This window comes from Streptomyces sp. NPDC058872, from assembly GCF_042743065.1.
In the GTDB taxonomy this organism is placed as follows: Bacteria; Actinomycetota; Actinomycetes; order Streptomycetales; family Streptomycetaceae; genus Streptomyces.
In genome coordinates this window covers 73,312-92,477 of the sequence record NZ_JBHYMK010000010.1, presented here as the reverse complement: position 1 = coordinate 92,477, position 19,166 = coordinate 73,312, and the positions used below count along the sequence as shown (strand labels likewise).

Sequence of the window (19,166 nt, the reverse complement as noted above, 5' to 3'; positions counted from 1 at the left end):
ATCGAGGCATGGAACTCCACGACGTCTGGTTCGTACTCATCGCCGTCCTCTGGATCGGCTACTTCTTCCTCGAAGGGTTCGACTTCGGGGTCGGAATCCTGACCAAACTGCTTGCCCGCGACCGGGCTGAGAAGCGGGTCCTCATCAACACCATCGGACCCGTCTGGGACGGCAACGAGGTGTGGTTGCTCACCGCCGGCGGCGCGACCTTCGCCGCCTTCCCCGAGTGGTACGCGACGCTGTTCTCCGGCTTCTACCTGCCGCTGTTGATCATCCTGATCTGTCTGATCGTCCGGGGCGTTGCCTTCGAGTACCGGGTGAAGCGGCCCGAGGAGAACTGGCAACGCAACTGGGAGCAGGCCATCTTCTGGACCTCGCTGATCCCCGCACTCCTCTGGGGCGTGGCCTTCGGCAACATCGTCCGGGGCGTGAAGATCGACGCCGACATGGAGTACGTCGGCACCTTCTGGGACCTGCTCAACCCGTATGCACTCCTCGGCGGGCTGGTCACGCTCACCCTGTTCACCTTCCACGGCGCGGTCTTCGCCGCACTCAAGACGGTCGGTGACATCCGGGCCAGGGCGCGGGCGCTCGCGTTCGGACTGGGCCTCGTCACGGCGGTGCTCGCACTGGTCTTCCTGCTCTGGACGCAGGTCGAATCGGGCGGCGGCTGGAGCCTCATGGCGATGCTGGTCGCCGTGGTGGCGCTCGTCGGTGCGATCGGAACGATCAGGGCCGGGCGCGAGGGCTGGTCGTTCGCGCTCTCGGGCGTGACCATCGCTGCTGCGGTGGCGATGCTCTTCCTGGCGCTCTTCCCGAACGTCATGCCGTCTTCGCTCAACTCCGAGTGGAGCCTCACCGTGACGAACGCGTCGTCGAGCCCGTACACGCTCAAGATCATGACCTGGTGCGCGGCGATCGCCACCCCGCTGGTGCTGCTCTACCAGAGCTGGACCTACTGGGTGTTCCGCAAGCGCATCGGCACGCAGCACATCGCTGACGCCCACTAGGGCGGACGCTCACTCGAGGGGCCTGTTTCACGTGAAACCGATCGATCCGCGCCTGCTCCGGTACGCCAGGGCCACCCGTCTCTTTCTGATTGCGGTGGTCGTGCTCGGCCTCGTCGGAGCGGCGCTGGTCGTCGCCCAGGCGATGTTCATCGCCGAAATCGTGGTGGGGGCCTTCCAGCAAGGCCGGTCGGTTTCCGCCCTGACCACTCCCCTGTTGGCCCTCGCCGGGATCGCGGTGGCGCGGGGGCTCGTCTCCTGGTTGACCGAACTCGCCGCCCATCGGGCGAGCGCCACGGTCAAGTCGGAACTCCGGGGACGGCTCCTCGGTCGGGCCGCGGAGCTGGGACCGGGGTGGCTGAGCGGACAGAAGACCGGATCGCTGATCGCCCTCGCCACACGGGGCGTGGATGCCCTCGACGACTACTTCGCCCGCTATCTGCCTCAGCTCGGCCTCGCCGTGGTAGTGCCGTTGGCGGTCCTGGCCCGGATCGTCACCGACGACTGGGTCTCGGCGGCGATCATCGTCGTCACGCTGCCGCTCATCCCGGTCTTCATGAGCCTGATCGGTTGGTACACCCAGGCCCGAATGGACCGGCAGTGGAAGCTGCTTTCACGGCTCTCCGGGCACTTCCTCGATGTGGTCTCCGGTCTTCCCACCCTCAGGATCTTCGGCAGGGCGAAGGCCCAGGCCGAGTCGATCCGGGCGATCACCGGTGAGTACCGCCGAGCGACGATGCGCACCCTGCGGATCGCCTTCCTCTCCTCCTTCGCCCTTGAACTGCTCGCGACCCTGTCGGTCGCGCTCGTGGCCGTGACCATCGGCATGCGACTCGTCCACGGTGACCTCGACCTGTACACCGGGCTCGTCATTCTGATCCTGGCACCCGAGGCGTACCTTCCGCTGCGACAGGTGGGGGCGCAGTACCACGCAGCAGCAGAGGGCCTCGCGGCTGCGGAAGAGATCTTCGAGGTGCTGGAGCAGCCGGCAAGGGGCGGGGGCACGGAAGCCGTGCCGTCCTCCGTGCGCCTGGAGCTCGACGGCGTGACCGTACGGCACCCGGGGCGCGCCGAGCCCTCGCTCGCCGCGATGACGCTGACGGTCGAACCGGGCGAGACGGTGGCCCTGGTGGGACCGAGCGGCGCCGGAAAGTCGACGCTGCTGGACGTGGTGCTGGGGTTCGCGGTGCCGGAGGCGGGGGGTGCGGTACGGGTCGGAGGCATCGACTTGGGGGCGCTGGACCCCGAGGAGTGGCGGGCCCGGATCGCTTGGGTGCCGCAGCGGCCGTACCTCTTCGCGGGGACGATCGCCGAGAACGTGCGGCTCGCCCGGCCCGATGCCACGGACGGGGCGGTGCGGGATGCCTTGCGGGACGCGGGTGCGGACGGGTTCGTCGCGGGGTTGCCGCAGGGGCTCGACACGGTCCTCGGTGAGGACGGCGCGGGACTTTCGGCGGGGCAGCGGCAGCGTCTCGCGCTCGCCCGGGCGTTCCTGGCAGACCGGCCGCTGCTTCTCCTCGACGAACCGACGGCCGCTCTGGACGGGGAGACGGAAGCAGGAGTGGTCGATGCGGTCCGTCGTCTCGCGGCGGGTCGGACGGTGCTGCTCGTGGTGCACCGGCCGGCCCTGCTCGCGGTCGCGGACCGGGTGGTGACGGTGGGGGGCACGGAGCCTGCGGAGGGCGCCGGAGGATCTGCTGCGGGCCCTCATCCGCTCGTTCCGCCGGGCGGCGCCCCCGTACGGGGGCAGGAGGCAGAGCCGAAGCCGGCGCCCCGGTCCGGGAAGCGTCCTTCCGGGACGGGACGGTCCGTGTTCGCACGCGTGCGGGCGACGGCAGGGGATCTCAAGGGGCGCATGGCGCTCGCCCTGCTCCTCGGCAGCCTCGCCCTCGGATCTGCCGTGGGGCTGATGGCCGTCTCCGGTTGGCTCATCTCGCGGGCCTCCGAGCAGCCGCCCGTGCTCTATCTGATGATGGCCGTCACGGCCACGCGCGCCTTCGGCATCGGCCGGGCGGTCTTCCGGTACGCCGAGCGACTCGTCTCGCACGACGCCGTCCTGCGGATGCTCGCCGATCTCCGGGTCGACGTCTACCGGCGCCTGGAGCGGATCGCTCCGGCCGGATTGCGACGAACCCGCCGAGGTGACCTCCTGGCCCGGCTCGTCCAGGACGTCGATGCGCTCCAGGACTACTGGCTTCGTTGGGTGCTTCCGGTGGGTGCCGCGCTCATCGTGGGCATCGCCTCGGCAGGGTTCACCGCATGGCTGCTTCCCGAGGCCGGCGCGGTCCTCGCCACGGGCCTGCTGGTCGCGGGCATCGCCGTGCCGGCAGTGGCCGGGGCCTTCGCCCGTCGAGCCGAGCAGCGGCTCGCTCCCGCACGCGGCACCCTGGCGACCACCGTGGCCGATCTGCTGCGCGGCTGTGCCGAACTGACGGTGGCCGGTGCGCTCCGGGACCGGGTCGGGCGGACGCGGGCCGCTGATCGCACCCTCACGTCCCTCGCCGCCAGGCAGGCCGCGGCCACGGCGCTCGGTGCCGGGCTTTCGACCCTGATCTGTGGCCTGACGGTCGTCGCCGCCGCGCTCGTGGGAGTCCGAGCCGTGGTGGACGGGCGGCTCGACGGAGTCGCCCTCGCCGTGGTGGTCCTGACGCCGCTCGCCGCTTTCGAGGCCGTCACCGGACTGCCGCTCGCCGTGCAGTACCGGCAGCGCGTCAAGCGCAGCGCCGAGCGGGTCTTCGAGGTGTTGGACGCTCCGGTTCCCGTACAGGAGCCGCGGACGCCCGCTGCTCCTCCGGCGAGCCCGTTTCCGCTGGAGCTGGCCGAGCTGTCGGCTCGGCACCCCGGGCAGGATCGGCCCGCGCTCGACGGATTCCGGCTCACCCTGGAGGCCGGGCGCCGCATCGCGGTGGTCGGTGCCTCCGGATCCGGCAAGACCACGCTCGCGCATGTGCTCCTCCGGTTCCTGGACGTGGAGCACGGCACGTACCGGATCGGCGGCACAGCGGCTGGGGAACTCGACAGCGACGAGGTGCGACGGTTCGTCGGGCTCTGCGCCCAGGACGCCCATCTCTTCGACAGCACCATCCGTGAGAACCTGCGGCTCGCCAAGGTCGGGGCGGAGGACGGGGAACTCCGCGAGGCGCTGCGAAGGGCCCGGCTGCTCGACTGGGTGGACGGGCTGCCCGATGGGCTCGACACCCTCGTGGGTGAGCACGGGTCCCGGATCTCCGGTGGCCAGCGGCAGCGCCTCGCTCTCGCCCGGGCCCTCCTCGCGGACTTCCCGGTCCTCGTCCTCGACGAGCCCGCCGAGCACCTGGACCTGGCTACCGCCGACGCCCTCACCGACGACCTGCTCCGGGCCACGGAGGGCCGCACCACGCTTCTCATCACCCATCGACTGCACGGGCTCGACGCGGTCGACGAGGTGCTGGTCCTCGACGGCGGCAGAACCGTACAGCGCGGCCCGTACGCCGAGCTCGCAGCGGTGGACGGCCCGCTGCGCCGGATGCTGGAGCAGGAGGCGGAAGCCGATCTCCTCACCGTGCCGGGAGGTGCGATTTCGGGCGGCCGACTTTTCTCGTCAAATAGGACTTAATAGGGTCAGGGCATGACCGCCGCCGCGTCCGAGTCTCCGGACCCCCTGGAAGCCGCCACTCAGGCCACCCGCAGCCTCCAGGGGCTCTCCACCGAGCTCACCGCCCGTGTGCCGCAGCTCCTGGAGGCGATGCGTTCGGTCGGCACCGGGCTCGAACTCCACTCGACCCTCGACCGCATCTGCGAAACCGCTGCGGAGCTTGCCGACGCCCGCTACGCCGCGATCGGCGTCGTCGACGACGAGGGCGAGGGCGAAGGCCTCTCCGACTTCGTCACCTTCGGCGTCGACGAGGAAGCGGCCCGCAGGGTCGGGCGCCGTCCCGACGGCCACGCAGGACTCCTCGGTGCGTTGATCCGCGATCCGCAGACCATTCGCCTCGCCGATCTCACGGAGGATCCGCGCGCCGCGGGCTTCCCGCCCGGCCACCCGCCGATGCGGACCTTCCTGGGCGTCCCCATCCGGGTCCAGGGCGAGATCTTCGGCAACCTGTACCTCGCGGAGAAACACGGGGGAGGCGAGTTCAACGACTATGACGTCCACATGGTCCGGGTCCTCGCCACCGAGGCCGGCATCGCGATCGGCAACGCCCGTTTGTACGAGGCCGCCCGCCAGCGCGAACGCTGGATCGACGGATCGGTCGCCGTCACCACGGCGCTGCTTTCCGGCGGCGACGCGGACGACGCCCTCACGGTCGTCGCCGAACAGGCCCGCCGGCTCGCCGATGCGGACGCCGGGATCGTCTTGCTTCCCGCCGAGGAGGGCGGGCTGGAGATCGTTGCCGTCTCCTCACCGCGGTCCACGAAGTCCTTGGGCGTGGTGCTCCCGCCCGAGAGCGCCGTGGTGAAGGAACTCCTGGAAGGCGAAGCGGTCTTCGTGGCCGACGCATCCACGGATCCCCGCATGAACAGCCGGTTCACCTCCGCGTACGGGCCGAGCATGATGCTGCCGCTGCAGAGCGGCGGACGGGTGCTCGGCGCACTCGCCACGCCCCGGGTGAGGGGAGCCCGGCCGTTCACGGAGGCCGAGCGGACCTTGGCCACCCAGTTCGCCTCCCAGGCGGCGCTCGCGCTGATGATGGCCGATGCGCAGCGTGACCGGGAGCGCCTCGCAGTCTACGAGGACCGCGACCGGATCGCCCGTGACCTGCACGATCTGGTCATCCAGCGGCTCTTTGCCACCGGCATGATGTTGGAGAGCGCGCAGCGCAGGTCGATAGTGCCGGCCGTGCGGGAGGGCGTGGGCAAGGCGGTGGACGAGCTGGACGTGACCATCCAGGAGATTCGTACGGCGATCTTCGCGCTCCAGCAGGGACCGGCGGAGGCTCCGTCGGGGCTTCGCACCCGGGTGCTGCGCGAGATCAACATGGCGGCCGTGCCACTCGGCTTCACACCCGCGCACCGCTTCCTCGGCGCCATCGATGCCACGGTGGGCGAACTCACCGGCAAGAACCTCATCGCTGCGCTGCGGGAGGCGCTCTCCAATGCGTTCCGACATGCGGAGGCGAGCCGGATCGAGGTGGTCGTCGACGCCGGTGTGACCTTGCCCGACGGCTCCGCCGGAGTGCGCCTCACGGTCGCCGACGACGGCGTCGGCCTCCCGGCGGGCGGGCGGCGCAGCGGCCTGCGCAACCTTGCCCGGCGGGCCGAGTCGCTGGGCGGGGCCAGTTGGTGCGGCCCCGGCCTGGGCGAGAACGGTGGCGGCACGGCGGTGGTGTGGGAGGCCCCGCTCTGAACCCCTCCGGGGCAGGTCCGTTGCTCCTGAGGGATCGGTCCGCGGTCCCGGCCGCGGTGCGGGGCACGGAGGACCGGCTCGTCGACGGGACCCGTGCGGGGGCACGAAACCGTCGTGGGCGTTCGCCGCGGACGTGGCGAACGCCGAACGACGCCTCAAGCGCTGGCGGACAGGGCTTCGGCGACGAGCTGCTCGATGATGACGGCGACGCCGTCCTCGTTGTTGCCGACGGTACGACCGGATGCGGCGCTGATGACATCGGGATGGGCGTTGCCCATGGCGTACGAGCGCCCGGCCCAACTCAGCATCTCGATGTCGTTGGGCATGTCGCCGAAGGCGACGACCTCTTCGGCGGTGATGCCGCGCTCGGCGCAGCACAGGGCCAGGGTGGAGGCCTTGGAGACGCCGAGCGCACTGATCTCGATGAGGGCGGTCGGGCTGGACCGGGTGAAGGCGGCGCGGTCACCCGCGGCTTCCCGCGCGATCGAGAGGAACGCGTCGGGGGCGAGCTCGGAGTGCTGGGCGAGCAGCTTGAGCACGGGGGCCGCGGAGTGGGGCGCCTCCTCGAAGAGGAGCTTCTCGGCGGTGGCCACGGTGGCACCGGGGTCCAGGAAGAAGGGCGGGTAGTGCGGCTCGTAGTGGATGCCGGTGGTGAGCTCGACGGCGAAGGAGGTGCCCGGCGCCGCGGTGCGCAGGGCTTCGACGACGTCGAGTGCGACCGGTCGCTCCAGCGGGCGGACCTCCAGGAAGGTGCCTCCTGAGTGGAGGTCGACGACCGCAGCCCCGTTGGCGCAGATCGCCAGGCCGTGTCCGTGGACGTGGTCGCTGACGACGTCCATCCAGCGGGCCGGACGGCCGGTGACGAAGAAGACCTCGATCCCGGCCCGCTCGGCCGCCGCGAGCGCGGCGATCGTGCGCGCGGAGACGGACTTGTCGTCGCGGAGCAGCGTGCCGTCGAGGTCGGTGGCGATCAGTCGGGCCGCCGGAGGGGAGGAGAGCGTGGAGCGGGGAGAGGTCACCTCTCCATTCTTCCGCACCCGGCGCACGGGCGTGCGAGGAGCCGCACATATGAGCCTGAAATCTCGGCCGGGCGTCCCCGGGGGGTTTACCCGGACGGCCCGTGCGGCCCGTGACGACGGTCCGTGCGGCCCGTGACGATGGGCCTGCAGCTCTTAGGCGTTGCTCCTGTCTCGTTCTGTTGGGCTCCGGACCGGGCTGATCGCGACCGGCGCCGAGGCCGTCCGCCGGTGTGCCCGGACATGGCCGTAAACATCCGTTCGTTTTCCGTGAGAGGGGGAATGCTCCCGGAAGCTGACGGCGTCTCCGAGGAGGGCTGGGCATGGTCGCGGGCCGGCGAAGCGAGGAGTGCGACTCCTGCGGTGCGCCGTACGGGACATGGGTGGCGAGCCTCCGCATGGCGTTGTGTCCGGAATGCGAGTGGGCCGGCGCCACCCACCCCGCGCGGGAGCCGGTACTCGTGGGCGATGTCCTCGCGGGTCTGACCCAGGTGGTGGCGCAGGGTGCCCGATCCGGTCGTGACGCCGACATCGGGATCCGGTCGGGCCCGGGCGACTGACGGCGCTGCTCGTCCCTGCGGCCGGAGTGCGGTGAATGCAGCGGCTCAGCGCACCCGGCCGTTCAGCGCACCCGGCCGCTCATCCAGGGGCTGAGCAGGGCACCCGGGACGAGTTCCTTGTAGGTCTCGTCGCCGGCCAACGGCACGACCAGCCACCAGCCGGGCGGGAAGAACCGCCCCTTCACATGGGCGAGGCCGCCGTGGACCGAGCGGAGGAAGGCGGGGACGGCATCGCGCGGCACGTCGGCGAAGGCGACGCCGTCCACGGTGATCAATGCGTCGTCCTCGGAGAAGACGCGAACGGTCACGGAGGGAGAACCGCCCAGTTCGACAAGGGCCTCGTGCGGTAGGGAGCCGTCGGGATCGAGCACGGCGAACGCGTTGCTGGACGCGCGCCGGGAGACCTGGTCGACGCCGATGTCATCGTTCACCTCGATGTCCAGGTGGAACTCCCGGGCAACCTCCCGGATCGCGGTGACGACTGCTTCAGTGCTGGGCAAGTGGGGGTGAACCATGGAATCGATCATGCCGCAGCGGGGATCACGGAAGAAACGGTGCGGAAAGGAGTGGATCAGTCGGGGAAGCGGATGAACTCCGGCGGCACGGTGGAGGTCAGCCAGACCCCGTTGGCGCTGACGCGGAAGTCGTGCCCGGCCCGCCGCATGGCCCCGGTGTCGATGCTCAGCACGACGGGGCGCCCCCGACGCGCGCCCACCCTGGTCGCGGTCGCTCGATCGGAAGAGAGGTGCACGTCGTGGCGGGCCATGGGGAGCAGGCCCTCGGCTCGGATGGCAGGAAGTCGGCCCGCGACCGTCCCGTGGTAGAGGTACGCGGGTGGCTCGGCGGTCGGCAGTGCCAGGTCGACCGGGACGGTGTGGCCCTGACTGGCACGGATGCGGGTGCCCTCGATCGCGAAGCGCTTCTTGTCGTTGCTTGCGACGACGTGGTCGAGCTCCTGCCGAGTGATCGGAAAGCCGTGCTCTGCGGCGGCCCGGAGCAAGGCGCTGATCTCGGTCCAACCGTGTGCGTCGAGGTTCAGTCCGATGCGCTCGGGCTGATGGCGCAGATGCTTGGAGAGGTACTTCGACACCTTCACCGTGCGCCGCTCATCCATCATTTTCCCCGTTCTCACAGGTTTGATCCACAGGCAAGTCGAGTTATCCACAGGCGAATTGGCGATTCTGTGGACAACGGGAGTCACTCTTTCAGTTCTTTTGTGTGGTCTCACCTGTTTTTAGATGCCGCTCGGTGAGGACGTCCAACGTTCTTTTGTGGATTTCCCGTTCGGTTGCGGCGGCGACGAAGGCTGCGGCCGATTCCGCTCCCACCAGGCCCTGGACGGCGCGGATCGTCGCCGCGGGCAGAGGCACCGCCCGGGACTCCTCCTCCTTGGCCGGAGGCAGTTCGGGGGACAGGTGGATCTGGAGGTGTCGGGTGGCCAACAGGCGCATGGCACGCGCCAGTTCAGCGTCCACCGTCTGCTGGGCGAGAGGCCTGAGGCGTCGCACCATCGTTGCCGCCTCGGCCGCGTCCGCGTCCGTCGGCGGCCGGTGCTCCAGATAGCGCGCGAAGACGTACTCGGTCGTGAACTCCAGGAAGCGCGAGGCGATGTGCTCGACCTGGCCGCGAAGCTCCCTCAGGTGCCCGGTGATCGCCGCGAGCGGAACACCCGCCGCGTACAACTCGACAGCCACCGCCAGCTCCTGTGGACTGGGGACGAGGTACTCCTCGGTCTCCCGTCCCGGCAGCCGCTCCAGCACGCCGAGCTCCACGGCCTCCCGAACGGCGTCCTCGTCGGGCGTGCCACCGAAACGGGCGTCCAGCTCCGCACGGGATATCCGGTCCGCCTCCTCGTCCGTCCACGGTCCGTGGACCTCCGCGACCAGGCCGAGCACCCCTCCGAGGCCCCTGCCGGTGTCCCAGGCGTCCAGGAGCTCCTTGATCGAGGCCAGGGTGTAGCCCCGGTCGAGGAGATCGGCGATCTGTCGGAGCCGCGCGAGGTGCGCGTCCCCGTACACGTTCGATCTGCCCCGCCGCTCCGGCCGGGGCAGCAGGCCGCGGTCCTGGTAAGCGCGGATCGTCCGGACCGTGGCCCCGCTGTGATGGGCGAGATCCTCGATCCGGTACTCCGGCTGTGCTGACTCCTCGGACAAACCCGCTCCCACCACCCACGTCCTTCACCCCGTCGCCGGGGCCTTGCCGAGAGGGATCGTACGGCCGCTGCCCGTGCCCATCGTCCCCGTCGGCTCCCGCTCTCCGGACCGGCTCGTGCTGCGACCCGGTTCGCGCGGCGGGTCACCTCGGCCGCGGCCCTCGCCAGGGCCGCGGCCGGCTCACCGTCCCGTCCGGGGGCCGGTGCCAGGTCGGGACGGACAGCACGGCCCCGCTCGACTACGCGGGCGGCTGCCAGCGGGCAAGGGCCCGCAGGGCTCCCGGACTGAGCCGGGACAGCAGGTGGGCGCCCCTGGCTTCGGGGGTCACCGGGACGACGGCCCGGTCGTGCAGGACCGCCTCCAGGATCGCGTCCGCGACCTTCTCCGGAGGGTAGTTCCGCAAGCCGTACCACCGAGAGGCCTTCTGCTGGCGCTGCTTCTCCTCCGCAGCGTCCGAGACTCCGGCGAACCGCGTGGTCGCCGTGATGTTGGTGTTGACGATGCCGGGGCATATCGCGGACACCCCGATTCCCCGGTCGGCCAGTTCGGCGCGCAGGCACTCGCTGAGCATGAGCACCGCCGCTTTCGAGGTGCTGTACGCGGGCAGCGCCCGGGACGGCTGGAAAGCCGCGGCCGAGGCGGTGTTGACGATGTGGCCACCCTGACCGCGTGCCGCCATCTGCGCTCCGAAGAACCTGCAGCCGTGGATCACACCCCACAGATTGACGTCCAGAACCCGCTTCCACTCCTCGGCCGAGGTGTCGAAGAAGGAACCGGCGAGCCCGATGCCCGCGTTGTTGACCAGGACGTCGACGATGCCGTACTCGTTCGCCACCTTGGCGGACAGCTTCTCCACCGCCTGCTCGTCGGCGACGTCGGCCGTCTCGCCCCAGGCTTCCGGGGCGCCGATCAAGCGCGCCATCTCGGCCGTGCGGGCCGCGCCCTCGGCATCCCGGTCCACGGCCACCACCCGGGCGCCCGCCTCCGCGAACGCGAAGGCGGTGGCCCTGCCGATGCCGCTGGCCGCCCCGGTGACCAGGACGAGTTGGCCGCCGAACCGCTCCGCGTACTCCGCTCGCACCCCGCTTCCCGCCGCAGCGACCGGCTTGGGGGCCGGGGCCGTTCCGTCCTCGTGCGTCCGGACGAACGAGCCGATCCACGCGGACAGCTGGTCCGGCCGGGTGCGCGGGACCCAGTGCTTGGCGGGCAGGGTCCGTCGCGTCAGGCTCGGCACCCAGCCGCCCAGGTCGTCATAGAGCCGTTCGGAAAGGAAGGAGTCTCCGGTCGGCGTGATCAGCTGCACGGGCACGTGCGCGTAGGCGTCGGGGCGGGGCCGACCGAGCCGGGCCCGGACGTTGTCCCGGTAGAGCCAGGCGCCGTGCGCCGCATCGCTCGGCAGCGAGGGCGTCGGATAGTCCCCGGCGGGCACCTTCTCGACCCGCTCCAGGAGCTTCGGCCAGCGCTTGCCGAGCGGTCCGCGCCAGGCGAGCTCCGGCAGCACCGGGGTGTGCAGCATGTACACGTACCAGGACTTGGCACCCTGGCCGAGGAGCTGGCCGATCCGACGCGGCGTGGGTCGGGTCATCCGCTGCTTGATCCAGTGTCCGAAGTGGTCGAGCGACGGTCCCGACATCGAGGTGAAGGAGGCGATCCGGCCCTCCGTCCGCGGCACGGTGACGAACTCCCACGACTGCACCGACCCCCAGTCGTGGCCGACGAGGTGCACCGGGCGGTCCGGGCTCACGGCGTCGGCGACCGCGAGGAAGTCATCGGTCAGCTTCTCCAGGGTGAAGCCGCCGCGCAGCGGGGCCGGTGCCGTCGACCGACCGTGCCCACGCACGTCGTACAGCACCACGTGGAAGTCCTCGGACAGCCGGTGCGCGACCTCCGACCACACCTCCTTGGAGTCCGGGTAGCCGTGCACCAGCACGACGGTCGGCCGGTCCGCGTCGCCGAGCTCGGCGACGCACAGCTCGATGCCGCCCGTCCGGACCCAGCGCTCCCGTGCGCCTGTCAGCGCTGCCATCAGACTGCCCCCTCGTTCCAGCGCCGCACGTGCGGCAGATCGTCGTCCAGCCAGAACGCGCTCTGCTCGGGGTCCCGGGAGTCGGTGACGACCAGGATCTCCTCGAACTTCGCGCCCGTCCCCCGGAACCCGAGGTGCGGCTCGACCGCCCAGAGCCCCGGCACGGGGGGATGGTCGGAGAACGTGTACGGCGACCAGAGCGGCGACCAGCCGTCCCGGTGGCCGTGCACGGCGTCGCTCACCAGGCCCTTCAGGGCCTGGGTGCCGAACCCGAAGAGCGTAGGCGACCAGCGGCGCTCCTTCACCCGGTCGATCTTGTGGGCGATGACGCCGAAGGGATAGGCCCGGTGGCGGTTCGCGTACCCCTGGCGGACCATGAGCCGGTCCACGTCCTCGTATATCTCGCGCAAGGTGCGGCGTTCGCGGACCTGGCGCAGGACCAGTTCGCGGTGCGCCGCCAGATCGGTGAGCAGCTTGTCGTGCAGGGGATCGAGCCCCAGACAGCCGCTGTAGCCGATGTCGGCCGTGTACCCCCGGTAGACCGGGGCCATGTCGAGGATGAAGGGCATCCCCGCTTCGAGCCGCCGGTTGGTGGGGAAGAACTGCAGCGGAACCTTGAAGTTCACGAAGGCCGTGCGGTCTCCGAACCAGGCGAACGGCCGGTGGAACCAGTCCCGGACGCCCCGCTCGTACAGCCATTCCCGCTGCATCCGGGCGGCCTCGCGCTCGGTCACCCCTGGCTTGAGCTGCGCCGCGACGGCTTCCGCGCACGCGTAGGAGAGCCGCTGTACTTCCCTGAAGCCCCGCAGCTCCGCGGAGAGTTCGCCAGTCATCGCTGAGGCCATGCCACCCGCCGTCCCGTGTGAGCGCCCGACTGCGCTACGCGTCCGTAACTTGACACTGATGAATGTGACAATGCTCGACGGCTACGTCAAGGGGTGTGCGGACGGCCTGTGGAAAACACCGCCGACCCGCCCGCGGCGAGCGGCTTTCGTCGCGACGCCCCTACGGGCCCGTACTCCTGTAGTCGGACACGGACCGGGCCGTTGGGCTGACGACGGCCGTGGCACGCGCCACTACCGTCGAAGCGTGACTGTGATCGCCACCGAAAGCCTCAGCAAGCGGTTCCCCCGGGTGACCGCTCTCGACCGGCTCTCCCTGGACATCGGGCCCGGTGTGACCGGACTGGTGGGTGCCAACGGAGCCGGCAAGTCCACGATGATCAAGATCCTGCTCGGGCTCTCCCCCGCCACGGAGGGCACGGCCCACGTCCTGGGCCTGGACGTCCGGACCCAGGGACCGCAGATCCGCGAGCGCGTCGGATACATGCCCGAGCACGACTGCCTCCCGCCGGACGTTTCGGCCACCGAGTTCGTCGTCCACATGGCGCGGATGTCCGGACTGCCCCCCACCGCTGCCCGCGAGCGGACCGCCGACACCCTGCGCCACGTCGGTCTGTACGAGGAGCGCTACCGCCCGATAGGCGGCTACTCGACGGGCATGAAGCAGCGGGTGAAGCTGGCCCAAGCGCTGGTCCACGACCCGAAGCTGGTCCTCCTCGACGAGCCGACCAACGGTCTCGACCCCGTCGGCCGGGACGAGATGCTCGGACTGATCCGCCGGGTCTGGACCGACTTCGGCATCTCCGTCCTCGTCACGTCGCACCTGCTGGGCGAATTGGAGCGCACCTGCGACCACGTCGTGGTCATCGACGGCGGCCGGCTCCTGCGCTCCAGCTCCACCAGCGACTTCACCCGGACCACCACCACGCTGGCGGTCGAGGTCACCGACTCCGACGCCCACCCCGACGGCACCGGTGCGCTCCGCGAGGCCCTCGTCGCCGCCGGCGTCACCGTCCACCCCGGGGTGGAGGACGGCCTGCCGGGGGCCGGCCACATCCTGCTCCTCGACGCGGCCGAGGAAGAGACCTACGACCTCGTGCGGGACACCGTCGCCGGGCTCGGCCTCGGGCTCGTCCGCATGGAGCAGCGCCGCCACCACATCGCCGAGGTCTTCCGCCCGGAGGCCGCCGAGGCGTCCCCGCAGCACGAGGAGATGCAGGCCCGATGAGCACCGACACCGCCAAGGCCGCTCCCGATGCGACCCGGATCCACAACATCGGCTACCGGTCCTACGACGGTCCCCGCCTGGGCCGCTCCTCTGCCCGCACGTCGCTCTTCTCGCAGTCGCTGCGGGGGGCGTACGGCCTGGGGCGCAGCGCCAAGTCCAAGGTGCTGCCGATGCTGCTCTTCGCGATCATGTGCGTGCCGGCGCTGGTCATCGTTGCGGTCGCGGTCGTCACCAAGCAGACCGCGCTGTCGATCGAGTACACGCAGTACGCCCTCCTCCTCCAGGTCGTCATCAGCATCTACCTGGCCGCGCAGGCACCCCAGTCCGTCTCCCGGGACCTTCGCTTCCGGACGGTCCCCCTGTACTTCTCCCGTCCGATCGAGCGCGTGGACTACGTCCTGGCGAAGTTCGCCGCGATGGCCTCGGCCCTCTTCGTCCTCACCGCAGCCCCGCTCCTGATCCTCTGGATCGGTTCGTTGTTGGCCAAGATGGACTTCGTCGAGCAGACCCGGATGTTCGGTCAGGGACTCGTCTCGGTCGTCCTGCTCTCGCTGCTCCTCGGCGGCATCGGGCTGGTCATGGCGGCCCTCACCCCGCGCCGGGGCTTCGGCGTCGCTGCGGTGATCGCCGTGCTGACGATCTCGTACGGAGCCGTCATGACCCTGATGGGCATCGCCCACGCCACCGACCACCAGGACGCGATCGTGTGGCTCGGCCTGTTCTCGCCGATGACCCTCATCGACGGCGTCCAGACCGCCTTCCTCGGTGCGTCGGCCGACTTCCCCGGCGGCGAAGGCCCGGGCGCCGGGGTCGGCGTCGTCTACCTGCTGGTCGTCCTCGCGCTCATCGCCGGCTGCTACGGCGTTCTGATGCGCCGCTACCGAAAGGTCGGACTGTGACCGCCGTCCCGTCGCCCACCACCACCCTTCCAAGGATTGGGCCGCGCCCATGAGCACCCTCACCCTCGACCACGTGTCCCGCTGGTTCGGAGACGTCGTGGCCGTGAACGACGTCACGATGACCGTGGGCCCCGGCGTCACTGGTCTCCTCGGCCCGAACGGCGCGGGGAAGTCCACCCTGATCAACATGATGGGCGGTTTCCTCGACCCCTCCACCGGCGCCGTCACCCTCAACGGGCAGGCGATCTGGGGGAACGAGTCGGTCTACCGCGACATCGGGGTCGTGCCCGAGCGGGAGGCGATGTACGACTTCCTCTCCGGCCGCGAGTTCGTCCTGGCCAACGCGGAACTGCACGGCCTCGGTGCCAAGGAGGCCCAGCGGGCCCTCGCCACCGTCGAGATGGAGTACGCCCAGGACCGCAAGATCTCCACGTACAGCAAGGGCATGCGGCAGCGCGTGAAGATGGCCTCCGCCCTCGTCCACGAGCCGTCCGTGCTGCTCCTCGACGAGCCGTTCAACGGCATGGACCCGCGTCAGCGCATGCAACTGATGGAGCTGTTGCGGCGCATGGGGTCCGACGGGCGCACGGTCCTGTTCTCCTCCCACATCCTGGAGGAGGTCGAGCAACTCGCCTCCCACATCGAGGTGATCGTGGCCGGGCGGCATGCCGCCTCCGGCGACTTCCGCAAGATCCGCCGCCTGATGACGGACCGGCCCCACCGCTACCTCATCCGCTCCAGTGACGACCGGGCCCTTGCCGCGGCGCTGATCGCCGACCCTTCCACGGCCGGCATTGAGGTCGACCATGCGGAGGGCGGACTGCACGTGCAGGCGGTGGACTTCGGGACGTTCACCGCGTTGCTGCCGAAGGTTGCCCGAGAGCGCGGGATCCGTCTGCTGACGGTCTCCCCTTCGGACGAGTCCCTCGAATCCGTCTTCTCGTACCTCGCGGCCTGAAAGGAGCCTGACCGATGTACAACCCGACAGTCGCCCGGCTCACCTACCGGGCCCTCCTCGGACGCCGCAGGGCACTGATCCTCTTCCTCCTCCCCGGCATGCTGTTGCTCATCGCGGCCGCGGTCCGCGGCTTCAACGGCGCGGACGACCAGGTCGCGGCGGATGTCCTCGGCGGCTTCGCACTGGCCACGATGGTGCCGCTGATCGGCGTGATCGCGGGTACGGGCGCGATCGGGCCCGAGATCGACGACGGTTCGATCGTCTACCTGCTGTCCAAACCGGTGAAGCGGTCCACGATCATCTTCACGAAACTGCTCGTGGCGATCGCGGTGACCATGGTCTTCTCCGCCGTGCCGACGTTGATCGCCGGCTTCATCCTCAACGGCAACGGCCAGCAGGTGGCCACGGCCTACATGGTGGCGGCGCTCGTCGCCTCCGTCGCGTACAGCGCGCTGTTCCTGCTGCTCGGCACGGTCAGCCGGCACGCCGTGGTGATCGGCCTGGTCTACGCCCTGGTGTGGGAGACGCTCTTCGGTTCCCTGATCGAGGGCGCCCGGACCCTGAGCGTCCAGCAGTGGGCCCTGGCCCTCGCGGAGAAGGTCACCGGTGACGGTCTGGTCACCTCCGAGGTCGCCCTCCCGACGGCCGTGGTGCTCCTGGTGGCGGTCACGGTCGCGGCGACCTGGTTCGCGGGCCGGAAGCTGCGCAAGCTGACCCTGGCGGGCGAGGAGTAGTCAGACCGTGCGGTCGCGGGCCGCGAGCAGGCCCACGACGAGGGTCGTCGCACAGACGCAGGGGACCAGGCAGATCGGCAGGGTCCAGGAGCCGGTGGCCCTTCTGCCGTGCGCGCCCCGCTGCTCATCGCTTCTGTTCCGTCAGGGAGGCCACCGTCTCCATCGGCACCCGCAGCAGCTCGCGGGCCTGCCGTTCTGCCGCCTCCTGGTCACCGGCCTCGACGGCCGCCACCAGCTCTTCGTGTGCGTCGATGTCAACGGGGGGCATCTCCCGGTCGCCGAGGGCCTCCACCAACACCTCGTGCACCTGGGCGGAGAAGAAGCGGTAGACCTCGATGAAGGCCGCGTTGTGGGTCGCGCCGACGACCGCGAGGCGAAAGGCGAGGTCCGCGTCCGCGTTCCGGTCGCCCTCCTCCCGCAGGTCGGCCAGGGCGGCCCGCAGCCGCAGCAGGTCGTGGGCGTCCCGTCGCACCGCTGCGAGGCGGGCGGCCTCGGCCTCCAGGGAGATCCGGAGTTCGAGGACGTCGGCCACGGCAGCGTGTCGGACCCCGTGCAGGACGGCGGCCGGATCGGCGGTGGACCGGACGAAGGTGCCGTTGCCCTGGCGGGACTCCAGGAGGCCGGTGTGCACGAGGACCCGGATCGCCTCACGGACGGTGTTGCGGCCCACGCCGAGCTGCTGGGCGAGTTCGTGCTCGGTCGGGATCCGGTCGCCGACCGCCCACTCGCCCTCCGAGAGCTGGGTGCGCAGCTGTTCCACCACGGAGTCCACCAGTGAAGTCCGTCCCGCCGCCTTGAGCGCCGCCGCCATGCGGTTCCCCGTCCTCTCAATGTGCCCGGTTGCCCAGTCATCCTACAACTGACTTCGCCAGGGACACCGGACTACTGTGGGGCCGTACGCGGATCGAACAACCCTCACCACCCTCGGGAGTCAGTCATGTCAGACCGCTTCGACGTCGTCGTACTCGGAGCTGGCCCCGGCGGCTACGTCGCTGCCATCCGCGCCGCCCAGCTGGGCAAGCGGGTCGCGGTCGTCGAGGAGAAGTACTGGGGCGGTGTCTGCCTGAACGTCGGGTGCATCCCCACCAAGGCGCTGCTGCGCAACGCCGAGCTCGCCCACATCTTCAACCACGAGGCGAAGACCTTCGGCATCAAGGTCGATGGCACCGTCTCCTTCGACTACGGCGAGGCCTTCCGCCGCAGCCGCTCGGTCGCGGACGGCCGGGTCAAGGGCGTCCACTTCCTGATGAAGAAGAACGGGATCACCGAGTTCAACGGTCGGGGCACCTTCCTCGACGCGAACACGCTCCAGGTGGCCAAGGCCGACGGCACCTCGGAGACGATCGCCTTCGACAACTGCATCATCGCCACGGGTGCCACCCCGCGCCTGCTCCCGGGCACCTCCCGCAGTGACCGCGTCGTGTCGTACGAGGAGCAGATCCTCGCGGAGGACGCCCCGAAGTCGATCGTCATCGCCGGCGCCGGCGCGATCGGCATCGAGTTCGCCTACGTGCTCAACAACTACGGCACCAAGGTCACGATCGTCGAGTTCCTCGACCGGATCGCCCCGCTGGAGGACGAGGAGGTGTCCAAGGAGCTCGCGAAGCAGTACCGCAAGCTCGGCATCGACGTCCTGACCTCGACCCGCGTCGAGGCCATTGACGAGTCCGGCCCGCAGGTCCGCGTCACCGTCACCGGCAAGGACGGCGCCCAGAAGGTCCTGGAGGCGGACAAGGTCCTCCAGGCCATCGGCTTCGCCCCGAACGTCACCGGCTACGGCCTGGAGAAGACCGGCGTCGCCCTGACCGAGCGCGGCGCCATCGACGTCGACGGCCGCTGCCGCACCTCCGTGCCGCACATCTACGCCATCGGCGACGTCACCGCGAAGCTGATGCTCGCGCACACCGCCGAGGCCATGGGCGTCATCGCGGCCGAGACCATCGGGGACGCCGAGACGATGGAGCTCGACTACCCGATGATCCCCCGCGCGACCTACTGCCAGCCGCAGATCGCCAGCTTCGGCTGGACCGAGGCGCAGGCGCGCGAGAAGGGCTACGACGTCAAGGTCGCCAAGTTCCCGTTCGTGGCGAACGGCAAGGCGCACGGCCTCGGCGACGCCACCGGCTTCGTGAAGATCGTCGCCGACGCGAAGTACGGCGAGATCATCGGGGCCCACCTGATCGGACCCGACGTCACCGAGCTGCTGCCCGAGCTGACGCTGGCCCAGCAGTGGGACCTGACGGTCCACGAGGTCGCCCGCAACGTGCACGCGCACCCGACGCTGGGCGAGGCCGTGAAGGAAGCGATCCACGGCATTGCCGGACACATGATCAATTTCTGAGGTCCCGCCCGGGTCCGGGTGATAGGCACGGGAAGTGCCGAGCAGAACCTCTCCGGGTGGCGAACCGTCCCGACCG

At 70.3% G+C, this 19,166-nt stretch carries 15 protein-coding genes; 8 read left to right on the top strand and 7 right to left on the bottom strand.

Annotated elements, in window-relative coordinates; all coding sequences use genetic code 11:
* Nucleotides 1–8 precede the first annotated feature (8 nt).
* Genes cydB through ACFW22_RS08805 form a run of 3 tightly spaced genes read left to right on the top strand, consistent with a single transcriptional unit; the run spans nucleotide 9 to nucleotide 6,333 of the window.
* Nucleotides 9–1,010, top strand: coding sequence for a cytochrome d ubiquinol oxidase subunit II (gene cydB / locus ACFW22_RS08815; RefSeq protein WP_386400734.1), 1,002 nt, complete (start codon nucleotides 9–11; stop codon nucleotides 1,008–1,010).
* 31 nt (nucleotides 1,011–1,041) lie between these two features.
* Nucleotides 1,042–4,602: a thiol reductant ABC exporter subunit CydD gene (gene cydD, locus ACFW22_RS08810; RefSeq protein ID WP_386400732.1), complete on the top strand. Its 3,561-nt coding sequence runs from the start codon at nucleotides 1,042–1,044 to the stop codon at nucleotides 4,600–4,602.
* Between the two features lie 12 nt (nucleotides 4,603–4,614).
* Nucleotides 4,615–6,333: a GAF domain-containing sensor histidine kinase gene (locus tag ACFW22_RS08805; protein ID WP_386400730.1), complete on the top strand. Its 1,719-nt coding sequence runs from the start codon at nucleotides 4,615–4,617 to the stop codon at nucleotides 6,331–6,333.
* Nucleotides 6,334–6,488: 155 nt separating this feature from the next.
* On the opposite strand, the gene ACFW22_RS08800 is transcribed toward ACFW22_RS08805, so the two are convergent.
* The 6 genes from ACFW22_RS08800 to ACFW22_RS08775 all read right to left on the bottom strand — a co-directional run bounded on the left by ACFW22_RS08800 (nucleotide 6,489) and on the right by ACFW22_RS08775 (nucleotide 12,921).
* Entirely contained in the window at nucleotides 6,489–7,352 is an 864-nt protein-coding gene (locus ACFW22_RS08800) for a Cof-type HAD-IIB family hydrolase (RefSeq protein ID WP_386400728.1), read from the bottom strand.
* 619 nt (nucleotides 7,353–7,971) lie between these two features.
* Nucleotides 7,972–8,424, bottom strand: coding sequence for a hypothetical protein (locus ACFW22_RS08795; RefSeq protein ID WP_386400726.1), 453 nt, complete (start codon nucleotides 8,422–8,424; stop codon nucleotides 7,972–7,974).
* Nucleotides 8,425–8,480: 56 nt separating this feature from the next.
* Entirely contained in the window at nucleotides 8,481–9,023 is a 543-nt protein-coding gene (locus ACFW22_RS08790) for an RNA 2'-phosphotransferase (protein ID WP_386400862.1), read from the bottom strand.
* Nucleotides 9,024–9,114: 91 nt separating this feature from the next.
* On the bottom strand, nucleotides 9,115–10,077 hold the full coding sequence (locus ACFW22_RS08785) for a MerR family transcriptional regulator (protein WP_386400724.1): 963 nt from the start codon (nucleotides 10,075–10,077) through the stop codon (nucleotides 9,115–9,117).
* Between the two features lie 223 nt (nucleotides 10,078–10,300).
* Nucleotides 10,301–12,088 carry an SDR family oxidoreductase gene (locus tag ACFW22_RS08780; RefSeq protein WP_386400722.1) on the bottom strand — a complete coding sequence of 596 codons (1,788 nt, stop codon included), beginning with the start codon at nucleotides 12,086–12,088 and terminating at the stop codon, nucleotides 10,301–10,303.
* Nucleotides 12,088–12,921: a M24 family metallopeptidase gene (locus ACFW22_RS08775; RefSeq protein ID WP_386400720.1), complete on the bottom strand. Its 834-nt coding sequence runs from the start codon at nucleotides 12,919–12,921 to the stop codon at nucleotides 12,088–12,090. Before ACFW22_RS08775 ends, ACFW22_RS08780 begins: the two co-directional genes overlap by 1 nt.
* A gap of 262 nt (nucleotides 12,922–13,183) precedes the next feature.
* Here ACFW22_RS08775 and ACFW22_RS08770 point away from each other — a divergent pair, with 262 nt between their 5' ends.
* The 4 genes from ACFW22_RS08770 to ACFW22_RS08755 are packed head-to-tail and all read left to right on the top strand — an operon-like array spanning nucleotide 13,184 to nucleotide 16,749.
* Nucleotides 13,184–14,158, top strand: coding sequence for an ABC transporter ATP-binding protein (locus tag ACFW22_RS08770; protein WP_386400860.1), 975 nt, complete (start codon nucleotides 13,184–13,186; stop codon nucleotides 14,156–14,158).
* Complete coding sequence (locus tag ACFW22_RS08765) at nucleotides 14,155–15,057, top strand: ABC transporter permease (RefSeq protein WP_386400718.1); 903 nt, start codon at nucleotides 14,155–14,157, stop codon at nucleotides 15,055–15,057. Before ACFW22_RS08770 ends, ACFW22_RS08765 begins: the two co-directional genes overlap by 4 nt.
* A 49-nt stretch (nucleotides 15,058–15,106) precedes the next feature.
* Nucleotides 15,107–16,015, top strand: a complete 909-nt coding sequence (locus ACFW22_RS08760; RefSeq protein ID WP_386400716.1) for an ABC transporter ATP-binding protein — start codon at nucleotides 15,107–15,109, stop codon at nucleotides 16,013–16,015.
* A 14-nt stretch (nucleotides 16,016–16,029) separates the two neighbouring features.
* Nucleotides 16,030–16,749: an ABC transporter permease gene (locus ACFW22_RS08755; protein WP_386400714.1), complete on the top strand. Its 720-nt coding sequence runs from the start codon at nucleotides 16,030–16,032 to the stop codon at nucleotides 16,747–16,749.
* Between the two features lie 124 nt (nucleotides 16,750–16,873).
* On the opposite strand, the gene ACFW22_RS08750 is transcribed toward ACFW22_RS08755, so the two are convergent.
* Complete coding sequence (locus ACFW22_RS08750; RefSeq protein ID WP_386400712.1) at nucleotides 16,874–17,560, bottom strand: FadR/GntR family transcriptional regulator; 687 nt, start codon at nucleotides 17,558–17,560, stop codon at nucleotides 16,874–16,876.
* A 126-nt stretch (nucleotides 17,561–17,686) separates the two neighbouring features.
* Here ACFW22_RS08750 and lpdA point away from each other — a divergent pair, with 126 nt between their 5' ends.
* Nucleotides 17,687–19,090, top strand: coding sequence for a dihydrolipoyl dehydrogenase (gene lpdA, locus ACFW22_RS08745; RefSeq protein WP_386400710.1), 1,404 nt, complete (start codon nucleotides 17,687–17,689; stop codon nucleotides 19,088–19,090).
* The last annotated feature ends 76 nt before the right edge of the window (nucleotides 19,091–19,166 follow it).